Source organism: Nonomuraea angiospora, from assembly GCF_014873145.1.
In the GTDB taxonomy this organism is placed as follows: Bacteria; Actinomycetota; Actinomycetes; order Streptosporangiales; family Streptosporangiaceae; genus Nonomuraea; species Nonomuraea angiospora.
On sequence record NZ_JADBEK010000001.1, the window covers coordinates 5509133 to 5525172 of the forward strand.

A 16040-nucleotide genomic window follows, 5' to 3' on the forward strand; every position below is an offset into this window, starting at 1 on the left:
CCATGACCGACGTGCTGCTCCGCGGCGGGCACCCCTGGGGGCGCGACGCCCCCGCCGACGTCCTCGTCCGCGACGGCCGGATCCACCTCGTCGCCCCCGGCGTCGAGGCGCCGGGCGCCCGGATCGTCGACATCTCCGGGCAGCTCGTGCTGCCCGGCCTCGTCGAGGCGCACTGTCACCTCGACAAGACCCTCTACGGCGGCCCGTGGGTGCCCCACTCGGCCGACGACACGCTGGCCGGGCGCATCGCAACCGACCTCGGCCGCCGCGCGGAGCTGGGCGTGCCGAGCGCCGAGCGGATCGGCGCGCTGCTGGCGCGCATGAGCGCGGCGGGCACGACCCACGTCCGCACCCACACCGACATCGACCCCCAGGTGGGGCTGCGGGGCGTGGAGGCCGTGCTCGAAGCGGCCGCCTCCGCCCCGGTCGACGTCCGGCAGGTGGCCTTCCCCCAGCACGGCGTGCTGATCAACCCCGGCACGGCCGAGCTGCTCGAAGAGGCGCTGAAGAGCGGCGTGGAGGCGGTCGGCGGCCTCGACCCCGCGGGCATCGACCGCGATCCCGTACGCCACCTCGACCTGATCTTCGGCCTGGCCGAGCGCTACGGCGCCCACCTCGACCTCCATCTGCACGACGGCGGGTCGCTGGGCGGCTGGGAGCTCGAGCTCATCACCGAGCGCACCAGGGCGCTGGGGCTGGGCGGCCGGGTGACGGTCAGCCACGCGTACGCGCTCGGCCAGCTCGACGACGCCTACCAGGACCGCCTGATCCAGGGGTTCGCCGAGGCGGGCGTCGCCATCGCGACCGCGGCCGTCTACAGCTTTCCCGTGCCGCCGATCAAGAAGCTGCGGGCCGCGGGCGTCACCGTCGCCTGCGGCCACGACGGCATCCGCGACCTGTGGGGTCCCTACGGCAGCGGCGACATGCTGGAGCGGGCGATGCACGTCGCCTACCGCAGCACGTTCCGCAGGGACGAGGACATCGAGCTGGCGCTGGAGGCCGCCACCTACGGCGGCGCCCGCGCGCTCGGGCTGGAGTCCTACGGCCTGTCCCCGGGTGACCGGGCGGACCTGGTCGTCGTGCCGTGCGGGGGCGCGGCGGAGGCGGTGGTCGTTCACCCTGCGCGCACTCTGGTCATGAAAGACGGCGTCGTCCTGCACAATTGACCGGCGGGACCATCGAAAGGCAGGCAAGTGCTCTCTATTCACCAGCGGATCGCGGCAGAGCTGGGCGTACGCGACGGCCAGGTGCAGGCGGCCGTCGAGTTGCTCGACGGCGGCGCCACCGTGCCGTTCATCGCGCGATACCGAAAAGAGGTCACCGGCACCCTCGACGACGCGCAGCTGCGCACGCTCGAAGAGCGCCTGCGCTACCTGCGCGAGCTGGAGGAGCGCCGGGCGGCGATCCTTGAGTCGATCGAGTCTCAGGGCAAGCTCGACGACGAGCTGCGCGAGCAGATCATGGCGGCCGAGACCAAGGCCCGGCTCGAGGACATCTATCTGCCGTACAAACCCAAGCGGCGCACCAAGGCGCAGATCGCCCGCGAGCTCGGCCTGGAGCCGCTGGCCGACCAGCTGCTCGCCGACCCGACGCTCGACCCCGCCGCCACGGCCGAGGGCTTCGTCACCGAGGGCGTGGCCGACGCGGGCGCGGCGCTGGAGGGGGCCAGGGCGATCCTGATCGAGCGGTTCGCCGAGGACGCCGACCTGATCGGCGGCCTGCGCGAGCAGCTCTGGAGCCGCGGGCGGCTCGTGTCGAAGGTCCGCGAGGGCAAGGAGGAGGCGGGGGCCAAGTTCTCCGACTACTTCGAGTTCGGCGAGCCGTTCACGAAGCTGCCCTCGCACCGGATCCTGGCGATGTTCAGGGGCGAGAAGGAGGAGGTGCTGTCGGTCACGCTGGAGCCGGACGACAGCCCCGACTACGAGCTGCGCATCGCCTCCCGCTTCGGCGTCTCCGACCAGGGGCGGCCGGCCGACAAGTGGCTGGGCGAGACCGTGCGCTGGGCCTGGCGCACCCGCATTCTCGTGCACCTCGGCATCGACCTGCGGATGCGGCTGTGGCAGGCGGCCGAGGACGAGGCGGTGCGGGTCTTCGCGGCCAACCTGCGCGACCTGCTGCTCGCCGCCCCCGCCGGGAGCCGGCCGACCATGGGGCTCGACCCCGGCCTGCGTACGGGGGTCAAGGTCGCCGTGGTCGACGCCACGGGCAAGGTCGTCGAGACCGCGACCATCTACCCCCACGAGCCCAAGCGGCAGTGGGACCAGTCGCTGGCCGTCCTGGGCGCGCTCGCGCAGCGCCACGGGGTCGAGCTGATCGCCATCGGCAACGGCACCGCCTCCCGCGAGACCGACAAGCTGGCCGGTGAGCTGGTCAAGCACATGCCGTCGATCACCAAGATCGTCGTCTCCGAGGCCGGGGCCTCGGTCTACTCGGCCTCGCCGTACGCGTCGCAGGAGCTCCCCGAGCTCGATGTGTCCCTGCGCGGCGCGGTCTCGATCGCCCGCCGGCTCCAGGACCCGCTGGCCGAGCTGGTCAAGATCGACCCCAAGTCGATCGGCGTCGGCCAATACCAGCACGACCTGGCCGAGTCCAAGCTCTCCCGCTCGCTCGACGCGGTGGTCGAAGACTGCGTCAACGCCGTCGGGGTCGACGTCAACACCGCCTCGGCGCCCCTGCTCACGCGCGTGTCCGGCATCGGCTCCACGCTGGCCGAGAGCATCGTCCGCCACCGCGACTCCAACGGCCCCTTCCGCACGCGCGCCGCGCTCAAGAACGTGCCCCGGCTCGGGCCCAAGGCGTTCGAGCAGTGCGCGGGCTTCCTGCGCATCCGCGAGGGCGACGACCCGCTCGACGTGTCGAGCGTCCACCCGGAGGCCTACCCGGTGGTCCGCCGGATCCTCACCTCGGCCAAGACCGACCTCAAGTCGCTGATCGGCAACACCGCGGCCCTGCGCTCGATGAAGCCCGAGACCTTCACCGACGAGACGTTCGGCCTGCCGACGGTCACCGACATCCTGCGCGAGCTGGAGAAGCCCGGCCGCGACCCGCGTCCCGCCTTCAAGACCGCCGTCTTCAAGGAGGGCGTGGAGAAGCTCTCCGACCTGTCCTCGGGCATGATCCTGGAGGGCGTGGTCACCAACGTCGCGGCCTTCGGCGCCTTCGTGGACATCGGCGTCCACCAGGACGGCCTGGTCCACGTCTCGGCCATGTCGCGAAACTTCGTCAAGGACCCGCGTGACGTGGTCAAGCCCGGCGACATCGTCCGCGTCAAGGTCCTCGACGTCGACATCCCCCGCAAGCGCATCTCCCTGACCCTGCGCCTGGACGACGAGACCCCCGCCCAGTCCCCGGGCGACGGCTCCCGCAGGGGCGGCGGCCGCAGCGAGGGTGCTCGCGGCGACGGCGGCCGTGGGAACGGGGGTCGCGGCGACGGCGGCCGAGGAGACGGTGCCCGCGGTGACGGCGGGCGCGGCGACGGGAAGGGCAACGGCGGCCAGCGCGACCGCACCCAGGGCCGCGGAGACGACCAGCGCGGCCGAGGAGACGGCGGCCGTGGGGACGGCGGCCGTCGCGGCGGGGGCGACCAGCGCGGTCGCGGAGACGGCCAGCGCGGCGGCCAACGCCGCCAGGACCGCCCGGCCCCCACCGGCGCCATGGCGGAAGCCCTCCGCAAGGCGGGCCTCACCGACTAACCCACCAAGGAAACCCACCGGCCCCTCCGCGGAACCGCTCCGCGCGAGGGGCCACGGCATTCCACCCGACGCCCCTCCCTCCGGCACAGCCGACACACCACCCCACGCACGCCGCCCCCGACACCGCCCGCGCGAGAGACCACGGGCGTGCCGCAACGCCCCGCGAGAGACCACGGGCGTGCCACCCAGCACCCTCCCCTCAGCACAGCCCGCCCTCCCGGACGCACACCCACCACCCAACAACGCCCCGCGACAGGCCACGCGGGCACCACCCCACGCCCTCCCTCCAGCAGCCGACCCGCCCCCGCACGCGGATCACAGCTACGAGGACCCGGGCCGCCCATGTCTGGAGCAGCGCCGAGGCCCCTGGCCAGCTCGGACCGGCCGGGTGGAGGTAGCCGACGCCTCCGGATCGCGTCGCGACGGCGGGCAGCACCGCCGCCGCCGTCGGTGGCGTGGCATGGGCCGGGTGCCGGGCAGTGTGCCGACGCGCGCTGAGGGCGGGGGCGATACGGTCGAGGGGTGAGCACGACAGCCTTCACCACAGCGATCGCCCAGGCCCGCGACCTCCTCCGATGGTGCTCGCCGCTGAGGACCGAGCTGTGGGCGGCGCGGCTCGCCGCTGATCTCGAGCCGGACCAGGTGGAGCCCTTCCTGCGGCAACTGTCCGAGGACGGCAGGACGGAGGCGCGGCTCACGCTCGCGGCACTGGCGGCGGTCGACCCGGCCGCCGACGCACGCCCGGTGTCCGACGCACGTCCCGCATCGGATGTGGGGTCCGGCGGAGGCGATCGGAACGAGGCGGGCTCTCACGCCCCGGTGGCGGCGAGCGTGTACGTGAGGGCCGCTGACGGCGTCGTGGAGACGTTGCCCGGGTGGGTGCGGCGGATGGGACGGGTGGTGTGTGAGGGCGGCTGGTACGGCAAGGCGGATCCGTACGGTGAGCAAGCCCTCGCGGCCCTGTCGTTCCGGTACGAGAACGGCAAGGAGCCGCACCTCCTCGTCGTCGCCATCGACCAGGTGAACGGCGGTCTGGCGGTGGACGCGGTCGTCGAGGAGGTGAAGTTCCTCGACGATCTGGGCCTGCGGGCCGAGGAGCCGGGGGCGGTCGCGGGGCGGGTGCTGGACGCGTTCGAGCTGGGTGACCGGATCATGGGGGCGCTGGTCGCCGACACGCTGCCCGCCGTGCGGCCGGTCGCGCTCTCCAGGGCCCGCGCGGTGCCCGATCTCGTACGTCCGGCGCCCGACGACACCGTGAGCCGGTTCCGGGAGCTGCCGGAGCTGCCGGGGGCGCGGGAGGCGTTCGAGAAGCTTGTGGAGTTCGTAGGTGATCGTCCTTTGTGGTGGAGCCCGGCGCGGGTCACCCAGTTCCTGACGTCCTGGTTGCCCAGGGAGGCCATCCTGTCGGAGGCGGGGATCGCGGCGATGCCGGAGGTGGTGCGGGCCTGGAGCCGGTTCTGCGGAGCGCATCCGGCGGTGCTCGCCCAGGTCGAGGCGGACCTGCCACGGCTGCCCGCCCTCATGGCCGACGAGTCCCTGGCGAGCCTCGGCAAGCGCATCGCCAAGAACCGCCTCTGACGCAGCAGGACTACCTCGGGCGGGCGATCGAGATCGCCGGGGACGAGCTGACCCCCAGGCGGACGGTGGAGCTCATCAGCCGGAGCCTCGGACGCGAGATCACCTACCGGCAGGTGCCCGTCGCCGCTTTCGGGCTCGGCCCCGACGCCGAACGCGCCCTCGCGGACGAGCGCGCCCTCCCGGACGAACGCGCCCTCCCGGACGAACGCGCCCTCCCGGACGAGCGCGCCTTCGCGGACGAGCGCGCCCTTCCGGACGAACGCGCCTCGCGGACGAACACGCCTTCGCGGACGAGCGCGGACCGTGGCACGCCTACCTCGCGGCGTTGCGCGAACGCCACACCGGCCTCCTCGACTCCCGCACCTGGCTTCGGGACGGCGGCGCCGAGCGGACCGGGGCCCTGCTCACCTGAGCTGCGCCGACGCGCCGGACAGCAACATGTCGAGCCCTGCTACCTGAGCTGCCCCGACGCGCCGGACAGCAGCATGTCGGGCCCTGCTCACCTGAGCTGCGCCGACGCGCTGGACAGCAGCATGTCGAGCCCTGCTACCTGAGCTGCCCCGACGCGCCGGACAGCAGCATGTCGGGCCCTGCTCATTTGAGCTGCGCCGACGCGCTGGACAGCAGCATGTCGAGCCCTGCTACCTGAGCTGCCCCGACGCGCCGGACAGCAGCATGTCGGGCCCTGCTCACCTGAGCTGCGCCGACGCGCTGGACAGCAGCATGTCGAGCCCTGCTACCTGAGCTGCCCCGACGCGCCGGACAGCAGCATGTCGGGCCCTGCTCATTTGAGCTGCGCCGACGCGCTGGACAGCAGCATGTCGAGGGCCGTGTGATAGGCGCTGTCGTTCATCTCGGCCACCAGCAGCGGCGCCGTCGCGGCGATGTTCGGGTGCGTACGGGCGGGCAGCCGGGCGTACGTGGCCTGCCACACCTCCTCGTCCGCCTCCCGCGCCGCCTTGGGCAGCGCCAGCGTGGCGGCGTCGAGGATGGCGAAGGCCAGGCTCTGGTCGATGAACGCGTGATAGATCCGCACCGCGTCCCCGTCCGCGAACCCGGCGCCGCGCAGGACGCCGAGGATGGCCTCGTCGCCGGCCACCTCGTTCGGCCGGCCGGTGACCCGGCTGGCGGTCAGCACCGCGGCCTGCGGGTGCGCGAGGTACGCGTGGTAGATGCGCAGGCCCAGCTCGCGCAGGTCGGCGCGCCAGTCGCCGGCGGGCCACCAGTCGGCCATCGCGGTGCCGATCAGCTCGTCCGCGATCGCCCGCACCAGGTCGTCCATGCCGCGGAAATAGCGGTAGACGGTGCTGGCGTCCGCGCCCAGGGCCAGGCCCAGGCGGCGGGCGGACAGCCCCGCCGCCCCGTGCTCGCGGAGCATGCGGAGCGCGGTCTCCACGATGAGCTGGTGGGTGAGGACCTGCCCTTGTTTGGTGGGGCGGCGCCGCCTGCGCGCCGCCTCCGGCACCACTCGCTTGGCCACGAGATACGACCCCTTATGCCAACGCCATTGACGTTGACGACCCTACCCGAGTTGAATTCTCGACACACCCCCCAAAACAGCATTAAAAGGGGACTTATCGTCATGCGTATCCTTCTCGTTGGAGCCGGCGGCGTGGGAACCGCCATTACCCGCATCGCCGCCCGCCGCCCTTTTCTCGACCACATGGTGGTCGCCGACTACGACCTCCCTCGCGCCAAGGCCGCCGTGGCCGCGCTGGGCGAGCAGGCGGACCGGTTCACCCCTGTCAAGATCGACGCGGCCGACCGGGCCGCGGTCACCGCGCTGCTGAAAGAGCACCGGTGCGACGTCCTCCTGAACGCCACCGACCCCCGATTCGTGCTGCCGCTGTTCGACGCGGCCCTCGCCGCCGAGGCCGACTACCTCGACATGGCGATGTCGATGTCCAGGCCGCACCCCGACCGCCCGTACGAGGAGGTGGGGGTCAAGCTGGGCGACGACCAGTTCGCCCGCGCCGGCGAGTGGGCCGCGAACGGCCGGCTGGCGCTGGTCGGCATGGGCGTGGAGCCCGGCCTGGCCGACGTCTTCGCCCGCTACGCCGCCGACGAGCTGTTCGACGAGATCGAGGAGATCGGCATCAGGGACGGCGCCAACCTGACCGTCGACGGCTACGAGTTCGCCCCCTCGTTCAACATCTGGACCACCATCGAGGAGTGCCTCAACCCGCCGGTCATCTACGAAAAGGACCGCGGCTGGTACACCACCGAGCCGTTCAGCGAGCCCGAGATCTTCGACTTCCCCGACGGGATCGGCCCCGTGGAGTGCGTCAACGTCGAGCACGAGGAGGTCATGCTGGTCCCCCGGTGGATCCCGGCGCAGCGGGTCACCTTCAAGTACGGGCTCGGCGAGGACTTCATCGGCAAGCTCAAGACCCTGCACGCGCTCGGCGTGGACCGCACCGAGCCGGTCGCGGTCCGGACCGACGACGGCACCGCCAGGGTGTCGCCGCGCGACGTGGTGGCCGCCGTGCTGCCCGACCCGGCGGGCCTCGGCGACCGCATGCGGGGCAAGACCTGCGCCGGGACCTGGGTGAAGGGCGTCAAGGACGGGCGGCCCCGCGAGGTGTACCTCTACCACGTGGTGGACAACCAGTGGTCGATGCGCGAGTACGGCTCCCAGGCCGTGGTCTGGCAGACCGCCGTGAACCCCGTCGTCGCCCTGGAGCTGATGGCGAACGGGGTCTGGAAGGGCGCGGGCGTGCTGGGGCCCGAGGCGTTCGAGCCGGGCCCGTTCCTGGACCTTCTGGTGGAGTACGGGTCCCCCTGGCGCATGCGCGAACAGTGAGCGCGGGATCATGGAGGCGTAACGACCCGCACGACGAAGGACAGCGCCTTGAGCATCGCCGACGATCCCGACCGAGCACCGGCCCGTTCCCACCTGTACGCCATGGGCTGGTCGGAGGAGGACATGCGCCGCCCGGTGGTCGGCATCGCCTCCACCTGGACCGGCACGATGCCGTGCAACCTCACCCACCGCGAGCTGGCCGCCCACGTGGCCGAGGGAGTGCGCGCGGCGGGTGGCACGCCGATGGAGTTCAACACCATCGCGGTCTCCGACAACCTCACGATGCACACCCCCGGCATGCGCACGTCGCTGATCAGCCGCGAGGTCATCGCCGACTCGATCGAGCTCATGGGTCGCGCGCACGGCTTCGACGCGCTGGTGGTCATCGTGGGCTGCGACAAGACCGTGCCGGCCGGGATCATGGCGCTCGCCCGCCTGGACGTGCCGGCCGTCGTCCTCTACAGCGGCACGATGATGCCCGGCAGGTGGCGCGGGCGCGACGTCACGATCCAGGACATGTGGGAGGCCCTCGGCGAGCGCGCCGTCGGCCGCCTCGACCAGGCGGAGCTGGACGACCTGGCCAAGCACGCCTGCCCGGGCGCCGGCACCTGCGCCGCCCAGTACACCGCCAACACCATGGGCAGCGTCGCCGACTTCCTCGGCCTGGCGCCGTTCGGGGTGGGTGACATCCCGGCGGTGGCGGAGGACAAGAACGCCGCCGCCCGGCGCGTCGGCGAGATCGCCATGGAGGCGCTGGCCCGCGACGCCCGCCCCTCGCGGGTGCTGACCGAGGACGCCCTGCACAACGCGATCGTCTCGGTCGCCGCCATGGGCGGCTCCACCAACGCCGTCCTGCACCTGCTGGCCATCGCCCGCGAGGCGGGGCTGCCGCTGCGCATCGACGAGATCGGCGAGGTCTGCCGCCGGGTCCCGATCATCACGGGGCTCAAGCCGAGCGGCGGCGACCACACGGCCCTGGACCTGTGGCGGGCCGGCGGCACCTCGCTGGTGGTGCGCCGCCTGCTGGAGGCCGGGCTGCTGCGCGAGAACGTCACGCTGGTGGACGGCCGCACGCTGGCGGAGGTGGCGGCCGACGCCGAGGAGACGCCGGGGCAGGAGGTGGTGGCGAGCGTGGCCGAGCCGTTCAAGCCGCGTGGCGCGCTGGCCATCCTGCGGGGCTCGCTCGCGCCCGACGGCTGCGTGCTCAAGCTGGGCGGCAAGGACGACTTCCGCCACGAGGGCCCGGCCAAGGTGTTCGACTCGGAGCACGACTGCTACCTCGCCATCCAGGAGGGTCACATCGTGCCGGGCGACGTCATCGTCCTGCGTTACGAGGGCCCCGCGGGCGGCCCCGGCATGCAGGAGATGCTCTCGATCACGGGCCCGCTCGTCGGGCGCGGCCTCGGGGCCTCGGTGGCGCTGGTCACCGACGGGCGCTTCAGCGGGGTCTCGCACGGGCGCGTGATCGGGCACGTGGCGCCGGAGGCGTACCACGGCGGGCCGATCGCGCTGGTGCGCGACGGTGACACGGTGGTCATCGACAGCGCGGCGGGGACGATCGAGCTGGTGGTGCCGGAGGAGGAGCTGGCGCTGCGCCGCGCCTCGTGGAAGCGGCCCGAGAGAGAGGTCGAGCGAGGGGTGCTGACCAAGTACATGGCGACGGTGGGCTCCGCCTCGGACGGCGCCGTCACGGCCTGACCGGGGACCGAGCAGGCGGCCCGGGCCGCTATGCTGCGCAGTGACGTACTCGAGCCGTTGTTAGGAGATTTGCGCGATGTACAAGGAGTTCGCTGTCGAGGCCGTGATGTGGCTCGTTCCGGTCGCGGTGCTGATCGGGGTGGCACTCCTCGTCACCGCGTGAGCCAGAGGCTCAGCCAGGGGTCGGCCCGGCCCCTGGCGGTCGCTCAGCGGTAGTACCTGTACGCCTTATCCCGCGGTGAACGGCGGGACGTCCCCGGGCTCGTTGAGCTCGGCGATGGCCAGCTCGGCCGTGCTGCGGATGTCGAAGAACTTGTCGAGCGCGGTGATCGCGAACAGGTGCTTGCACCGCCCGTTCAGCCCCGCCAGCAGCAGCCGGCCGCCCGAGGCGGTGACGGCCTTGTGCAGGTAGACCAGCACGGACAGGCCGGAGGAGTCGCAGACGCTGACCGCCTGCATGTCGATGACGAGCATCGGGGGCTGGGTGAGATCGAGCGCCTTGGTGACCCGGTCGCGGACCTCGGCGGCCGACCCGAAGTCGAAGTCCCCCGTCAGTCGCGCGATGACACAGGGTCCCTGGAGTCCGAGGCTTATCGACAAGGCCTGCTCCGAAGTCACCCAGCTCCACCTACCTGCATTGCTTGACCGATCCGACTACTTTACGAGAAGTAGCGCTTCGGGTTGAACACCAGCATCTGCTCAATCTGCTCGTCGGTCACACCCGAGTCCCGCAGTGCGGCCAAGACATCATCGTGGATGTGATCGTAGCGCCAGTTCGGCGCGAGCGTTGAGCGGGCCTCCTCCCAGGCGCCGCCGAAGTAGTCCATGAAGCAGGCCGTGTCGTGGCTGAGGACCATACGATCGGCGTATCCGCGCCGGCAGAGCTGCGCGACCGTGGCCACCCGCTGCGCCGTCGGGTTGTACGGATCCAGCCCGAACCGGTCCATCCCCAGCGTCGCGCCCGTGTCGGCCAGGCGCATGAGGTAGTCGAGGTCGTTGCTGTCGCCCGCGTGCCCGACGACCACCTTCTCCAGGTCCACGCCCTCCTTGGCGAACAGGTCGAGCGCGATCAGGCCGCTCTGCGTGAAGGAGTTGGTGTGGATGGTGATCGGCGCGCCGGTGCGCAGGTGCGCCTGCGCGACGGCCCGGCAGATGCGCTCGACGCCGGGCGTCAGGCCCTTCTGCTCGACCACGCACTTGAGGAACGCCGCCTTCACGCCGGTGTCGGCGATGCCCTCGGTGAGATCGCGGACGAAGTCGTCGACCATCGGCTCCGGCATGTCGATGAACAGGCCGGGGCCGCGGTGCTCGTACTGGTGGGGCAGCTCCTCGAAGGAGTAGATGCCGGTGGCGACCACGATGTTCAGGCCGGGCACCCGCTCGGCGACGCGCTGGATGCGCGGGATGTAGCGGCCGAGGCCCCACACCGTCGGGTCGACGATCGTCCGCACGCCCTTCGCGGCCACCGCGTTCAGCTTGGCGACCGCGTCCGCCACCCGGACCTCCTCGTCCCACCAGGCGCCTCTGCCGTAGTTGTCGAGGTGCTCGGTGGCGAGGACGAACACGTGCTCGTGCATGAGCGTCTGCCCGAGCTCCTCGACGTCCACGGGGCCGCGAACGGTGGGGACGGTGGCCATGAACGCCTCCATACCGGCTGGTCGGTGTGCGCCACGGTAAGTCCCCGCCCGATGTCCGTCAACCAGCCACTCCGGCCACGGCGAGGCGGCGGAACAGCGGCTCGGGCGGGGGCAGCCGCTCGCCGGCGACCGCCGCGGCCACCCGCGCCGCCGCCGTCGGCAGGAAGGGCTCCAGCTGTACGGCCAGCGTCCGGCACGCGTGCACCAGCGTCCCCAGCGCGGCCTCCTGCCCGGCCCGGGGCCGCCCCCACGGCCGGGTCCGCTCGACGTACCTGTTGGCCTCCTCGACGAGCGCCCAGACGGCCGTCGCCGCCCGCCGGAAGTCGAACGCCTCCAGCGCCTCGTCCACCGGCACCGCGGCCAGTTCCTCCCCGGCCGGGGGCACGTGGCCGTCCAGGAAGCGGTGGACCATGGTGACGACCCGGTTGACCAGGTTCCCCAGCCCGTTGGCCAGGTCCTCGTCCGCCCTGGCGACCAGCCGTTCCTCGGTGAAGTCGGCGTCGCCCACGCGCGGCACCTCGCGCAGCAGCCACCACCGCACGGCGTCGACCCCGTAGGCGTCCACGAGCGCCACCGGATCGGCCGCGCCGCCCGCCGACTTGCTGATCTTGCGGCCGTCCACCGTGAGGTAGTCGTGCACGAAGATCTCCGTGGGCAGCGGCAGGCCCGCGGACAGGAGCATCGCCGGCCAGTACACCGCGTGGAACCGGATCACGCCCTTGCCCATCAGGTGCGTCCTGCGCCGCTCGGAGACCCACCAGCGGGCGTAGTCGTCGCCTTCGAGCGCGGTGACGTAGTTGGCCAGCGCGTCCCACCACACGTACACGACCTGGTCCGGATCGCCGGGCACCGGGATCCCCCAGCCGCGGGCGCGGGCGGCGGAGCGCGAGACGCTGAGGTCGTCCAGCCCGGCCTCGACGAACGCCAGCACCTCGTTCCGCCGCGCGACCGGCTCGATCCTGAGCCGCCCGCCGCGGATGAGCTCGCTCAGGGCGTCCTGGTAGCGGGAGAGCCGGAAGAACCAGTTCTGCTCGGACACGCGCTGCAGCGGCGCCTCGTGCCCGTCGGGGCAGGGGCCTTCCGGGTAGAACTGCTCGCAGCCCACGCAGTACAGCCCCTCGTAGTGCCGCTGGTAGAGGTCGTGCCTGGTCGCCTCCCAGATCCGCTCGACCCCGGCCCGGTGCCCGGGGTGGACGCTCGTGCGGATGAACGAGTCGAACGACAGGTCCAGCGGCCCCCGCAGCCCCTCGAACGCGGCCGCGTTCCGGTCCACCAGCTCCCGCACCGGCACGCCCGCCGCCTCGGCGGCCAGCACGTTCTTCAGCGAGTTGTCGTCGGTCCCGGTCTGGAACCGCACCGGCTCGCCGCGCCGCCGGTGGTGCCTGGCCAGCACGTCGGCCTGCACGAGCTCCAGGGCGTGCCCGAGGTGCGGGCGGGCGTTGACGTAGGGGATGGTCGTCGTGAGGTACATCAGGTGCCTCCAAGGGGCCCCGGACACGACGAGAGGCCCCGCTCGCAGGGCCTCGACAAGACGTCGCCGACGAAACCCCCTAAGGGGCCATCATCTTCGGCGAGATCGTCATGCCGCCCATGCTAACCACCCGCACCCGCCCCGGCCACCCGTTAACGCCCGGCGCGGTGGCGGACCAGCCAGACGGCCAGGCCGGCCGCGAAGACCGCCAGGCCCGCCAGCACCGACACCGGCGGGAGCGTGGCGGCCAGCAGCACGCACAGGCCCAGCCCCAGGCCGGCGACCGGCCGGGGCGGCGCGCCCTCTTCGCGGCCGAGCGTGAGCGCGCACGCGTTGGCGATGGCGTAGTAGACCAGCACCCCGAACGACGAGAACCCGATCGCCCCCCGCAGGTCGGCGGCCAGCAGCAGGACGATCACCGCGGCCGCGACGGCCAGCTCGGCCCGGCGCGGCACCTGCCGCGCCGGATCCACCGCGGCCAGCGCGCCGGGCAGGTCGCGCTCGCGCGCCATGGCCAGCACCGTGCGCGAGACGCCCAGCAGCAGCGCCATCAGCGCGCCCAGCGCCGCCACGGCGGCCCCGGCGCCCACCACCGGCACCAGCCATTGGGCCCCGGCCGCCCTGACGACGTCGGCCAGCGGCGCCGGGGACCTGGCCAGCAGCTCCGGCCCGAGCGCGCGCAGCGCGGCCCCCGCGACCAGCGCGTAGACGACGAACGTGATGCCCAGCGCGATGCCGACCGCTCGGGGGATGGTGCGGGCGGGGTCGCGCACCTCCTCACCGAGGGTGGCGATCCTGGCATAACCGGCGAACGCGAAGAACAGCAGCCCAGCCCCTTGCAGCACGTCCCAGACATCGACGGGTGCGGGGGGCAGGGGCTCGTGGGCGAACCAGCCGAACGTGACCGTGTCGTCGCCGATCAGCCCCGTGACCACCACCGCGACGAGCACGGCCAGCACGAACACGACGATCACCCGGGCCACCCCGGCCGAACGCTGCACGCCGTACAGGCTGACCGCCGTCAGCGCGGCGACCGCGCCGACGGCCAGCGGCCTGGCCAGCCCGGGGGCGACGTAGGCGCCGAACGTGAGCGCCATCGCCGCGCACGAGGCCGTCTTGCCGACCGTGAAGCCCCAGCCCGCCAGATAGCCCCAGAGCGGCCCCAGCCGCCGCCTGCCGTAGACGTAGGTGCCGCCGGACTCGGGATAGAGGGCGGCCAGGCGGGCCGAGGAGGTGGCGTTGCAGTACGCCACGACGCCGGCCAGCACGAGGGCCACCGGCAGCCAGGCGCCCGCCGCGGCCGCGGCGGGCGCGAAGGCCGCGAACACGCCCGCGCCGATCATCGCGCTCAGCCCCACCACGACCGCGTCGGTGGTGCCGAGCCTGCGCGACAGCTCCTCCGCCACGTGCCCGCCTCCTCTCCCGCCTCAGGAGGCTCCCACTCTGCCGCATCCCACCGGCGGCCCGGCCGACGGCCAGGTGAACGCCTGCCGTCAGGTGGCCTCGTCGGCGCCGGGCTCGGCGCCGGGCCCGGCATCGGAGGGGGCGTCGGGGGCGGGCACGACCAGCACCGGCCGGCCCGCGTTGTGCAGCACCCGGTCGGACGTGCTGCCGAGCAGCAGCGAACGGACCCCGCCGAACCCCCGCGTCCCCGTCACGATGAGCCTGGCGTCGATCTCGTCGGCCACGTCCACGATCGTCGACCACACCGCCGCCGAGTCCGGATCGCACCGCGGGGTCGCCTCCAGGCCGGCCTTGCGGGCCAGGTCCGCGCCGTGCTCGGCGAGCTCCCGCATCGCCTTCTCGACGGCCGCGTCCTCCGTGCCCAACTGGTCGATCACCATCATGAGCCCGACGGAGGCCCTGGCCGTGGCCATCGCCGCCCGCTCCCACACCGTCAGCACGACGGCGGACTCACCCCTCAGGAGCTCGCCCGCGAAGGCGATCGCCGCCTTGGAATCGTCGGAACCGTCGTACGCGATCAAAATCGTCATCTCAGCACTCCCACATCGTGATCGGGCCCTACCTCTTACCCGGGCGACCCGTTTCACTCCTGCGTCAGGGGTAGCCGCCCCATATGACCGTTACGCGATTCCACGACCTGCCCCTCGCCCAGCGCGACCGCGAGTGGGACGCCGCCGCGGCGGACAAGCGGGTGCGCAAGTGGGCGGACGCCGAGGACAAGCCGAACGCGAAATACCGCGAGGCCTTCAGCTGGTACGACGCGGACGACGCCGACGAGTTCGGCGCGTACAAGCTGCCGATCGCCGACGTCGTGAACGGGGAGCTGAAGGCCGTGCCCCGGGCGGTGTTCGCCGCGGCCGCGGTCATGGAGGGCGCCAGGGGCGGGGTCGATCTGCCGAAGCAGGACATCGAACGCGTCAAGGGCCACCTGGCGCGCTACTACGCCAAGCTGGGCGAGGAGCCGCCCTGGGAGCGCTGAGCCAGCGGCTTGAGCATCGACAGCCCGGCCAGCGCCAGCACGCCGATCTCGGTGACGACCACGGCCCGCTGGGTCAGCCCGGCCGGGATGTCGTCGTTGGTCAGCGGGATGCCGAACATCCGCACCACGTACGGGACCACGACCAGCAGCAGCGCTCCGAGCGCCACCGCGCTGAGGATCCGCACCGCCCTGGCGTACCGGATCCTGGCCTTGGCCAGCAGCATCCCCGCCGCGGGCATCACCAGGAACGCGGCGAAGGCAGCGTACCGGTGGATGCCGCCCGACAACGACAGCGGCACGCCCGGCCGGTCGGTGGGAAAGGCGCCGATCAGGAACATGCTCGCCCCCCACGCCAGCAGCAGCGCGACGACCCAGCGGCTCATCCCGGCCCGGCGCATCGCCTCGGCGATCAACGCCGAGCCCACCGCGAACAACGTCAGCGAGGCGGGCAGCAGCCAGCCGGACGCCTGGAAGGCGTACTCGCTGATGACGCTGTGCAACGGGTCGAGGTCGGATTCCGCGTGGAGGGTGAGCATGGCGCCGCTTCCGGTGCCGATGGCCGCGAATCCGCTGACAAGCAATGCCTTCATGACTCAAAGCTCGTGGAACGCGGCCTCGCGGACTATCGGAGATCGACCCTGAAGTGACCTGAACGATCCCCTAATACCTTGGTCGGAAGCGACCCTGAGAACCCCCGTCCACCTGCGCGGACGTGACC

At 72.5% G+C, this 16040-nt stretch carries 14 protein-coding genes; 7 read left to right on the plus strand and 7 right to left on the minus strand.

The window, feature by feature from the left end; translation table 11 throughout:
• Positions 1 to 2 precede the first annotated feature (2 nt).
• From H4W80_RS24920 to H4W80_RS24935, 4 genes are all read left to right on the plus strand, one after another.
• Positions 3 to 1166 (plus strand): amidohydrolase, encoded by a 1164-nt coding sequence (locus H4W80_RS24920; protein WP_192787310.1) that lies wholly within the window; start codon positions 3 to 5, stop codon positions 1164 to 1166.
• A gap of 27 nt (positions 1167 to 1193) precedes the next feature.
• Positions 1194 to 3692: a Tex family protein gene (locus H4W80_RS24925; protein WP_192787311.1), complete on the plus strand. Its 2499-nt coding sequence runs from the start codon at positions 1194 to 1196 to the stop codon at positions 3690 to 3692.
• A 522-nt stretch (positions 3693 to 4214) separates the two neighbouring features.
• Positions 4215 to 5270 (plus strand): hypothetical protein, encoded by a 1056-nt coding sequence (locus H4W80_RS24930; RefSeq protein WP_192787312.1) that lies wholly within the window; start codon positions 4215 to 4217, stop codon positions 5268 to 5270.
• Positions 5271 to 5335: 65 nt separating this feature from the next.
• Positions 5336 to 5824, plus strand: coding sequence for a hypothetical protein (locus H4W80_RS24935; RefSeq protein WP_192787313.1), 489 nt, complete (start codon positions 5336 to 5338; stop codon positions 5822 to 5824).
• A gap of 230 nt (positions 5825 to 6054) precedes the next feature.
• Here H4W80_RS24935 and H4W80_RS63760 read toward each other — a convergent pair whose 3' ends face one another.
• Positions 6055 to 6750, minus strand: coding sequence for a TetR/AcrR family transcriptional regulator (locus tag H4W80_RS63760; RefSeq protein WP_192787314.1), 696 nt, complete (start codon positions 6748 to 6750; stop codon positions 6055 to 6057).
• A 102-nt stretch (positions 6751 to 6852) separates the two neighbouring features.
• On the opposite strand from H4W80_RS63760, the gene H4W80_RS24945 reads away from it, so the two are divergent.
• On the plus strand, positions 6853 to 8073 hold the full coding sequence (locus tag H4W80_RS24945; protein WP_192787315.1) for a saccharopine dehydrogenase family protein: 1221 nt from the start codon (positions 6853 to 6855) through the stop codon (positions 8071 to 8073).
• A gap of 48 nt (positions 8074 to 8121) precedes the next feature.
• On the plus strand, positions 8122 to 9771 hold the full coding sequence (ilvD, locus tag H4W80_RS24950) for a dihydroxy-acid dehydratase (protein WP_192787316.1): 1650 nt from the start codon (positions 8122 to 8124) through the stop codon (positions 9769 to 9771).
• A gap of 228 nt (positions 9772 to 9999) precedes the next feature.
• On the opposite strand, the gene H4W80_RS24955 is transcribed toward ilvD, so the two are convergent.
• From H4W80_RS24955 to H4W80_RS24975, 5 genes are all read right to left on the minus strand, one after another.
• Positions 10000 to 10371 (minus strand): STAS domain-containing protein, encoded by a 372-nt coding sequence (locus H4W80_RS24955; RefSeq protein ID WP_192787317.1) that lies wholly within the window; start codon positions 10369 to 10371, stop codon positions 10000 to 10002.
• 59 nt (positions 10372 to 10430) lie between these two features.
• A complete protein-coding gene (locus H4W80_RS24960; RefSeq protein WP_192787318.1) occupies positions 10431 to 11408 on the minus strand; it encodes a phosphotriesterase family protein in 978 nt (325 codons plus the stop codon).
• Between the two features lie 58 nt (positions 11409 to 11466).
• The gene (locus H4W80_RS24965) at positions 11467 to 12879 is read right to left on the minus strand and encodes a methionine--tRNA ligase (RefSeq protein WP_192787319.1); all 1413 of its coding nucleotides are present in this window, start codon (positions 12877 to 12879) and stop codon (positions 11467 to 11469) included.
• A 152-nt stretch (positions 12880 to 13031) separates the two neighbouring features.
• Positions 13032 to 14285, minus strand: a complete 1254-nt coding sequence (locus tag H4W80_RS24970; protein ID WP_318787042.1) for an APC family permease — start codon at positions 14283 to 14285, stop codon at positions 13032 to 13034.
• Positions 14286 to 14372: 87 nt separating this feature from the next.
• Positions 14373 to 14873, minus strand: coding sequence for a universal stress protein (locus H4W80_RS24975; protein ID WP_192787320.1), 501 nt, complete (start codon positions 14871 to 14873; stop codon positions 14373 to 14375).
• 83 nt (positions 14874 to 14956) lie between these two features.
• Between H4W80_RS24975 and H4W80_RS24980 the strand changes: the two genes are divergently transcribed.
• Positions 14957 to 15322 (plus strand): hypothetical protein, encoded by a 366-nt coding sequence (locus H4W80_RS24980; protein WP_192787321.1) that lies wholly within the window; start codon positions 14957 to 14959, stop codon positions 15320 to 15322.
• Here H4W80_RS24980 and H4W80_RS24985 read toward each other — a convergent pair.
• A complete protein-coding gene (locus tag H4W80_RS24985; RefSeq protein ID WP_192787322.1) occupies positions 15283 to 15912 on the minus strand; it encodes a DUF998 domain-containing protein in 630 nt (209 codons plus the stop codon). The two genes, H4W80_RS24980 and H4W80_RS24985, sit on opposite strands and share 40 nt — an antisense overlap.
• Positions 15913 to 16040 lie beyond the last annotated feature (128 nt).

What these genes read in the sequence shown, in the direction of transcription:
- H4W80_RS24985 (WP_192787322.1), bottom strand. Translation starts at nt 15,912, where the DNA reads ATGAAGGCATTGCTTGTCAGCGGATTCGCGGCCATCGGCACCGGAAGC.
- H4W80_RS24975 (WP_192787320.1), bottom strand. Translation starts at nt 14,873, where the DNA reads ATGACGATTTTGATCGCGTACGACGGTTCCGACGATTCCAAGGCGGCG.
- H4W80_RS24945 (WP_192787315.1), top strand. Translation starts at nt 6,853, where the DNA reads ATGCGTATCCTTCTCGTTGGAGCCGGCGGCGTGGGAACCGCCATTACC.
- H4W80_RS24960 (WP_192787318.1), bottom strand. Translation starts at nt 11,408, where the DNA reads ATGGCCACCGTCCCCACCGTTCGCGGCCCCGTGGACGTCGAGGAGCTC.
- H4W80_RS24980 (WP_192787321.1), top strand. Translation starts at nt 14,957, where the DNA reads ATGACCGTTACGCGATTCCACGACCTGCCCCTCGCCCAGCGCGACCGC.
- H4W80_RS24965 (WP_192787319.1), bottom strand. Translation starts at nt 12,879, where the DNA reads ATGTACCTCACGACGACCATCCCCTACGTCAACGCCCGCCCGCACCTC.
- H4W80_RS24920 (WP_192787310.1), top strand. Translation starts at nt 3, where the DNA reads ATGACCGACGTGCTGCTCCGCGGCGGGCACCCCTGGGGGCGCGACGCC.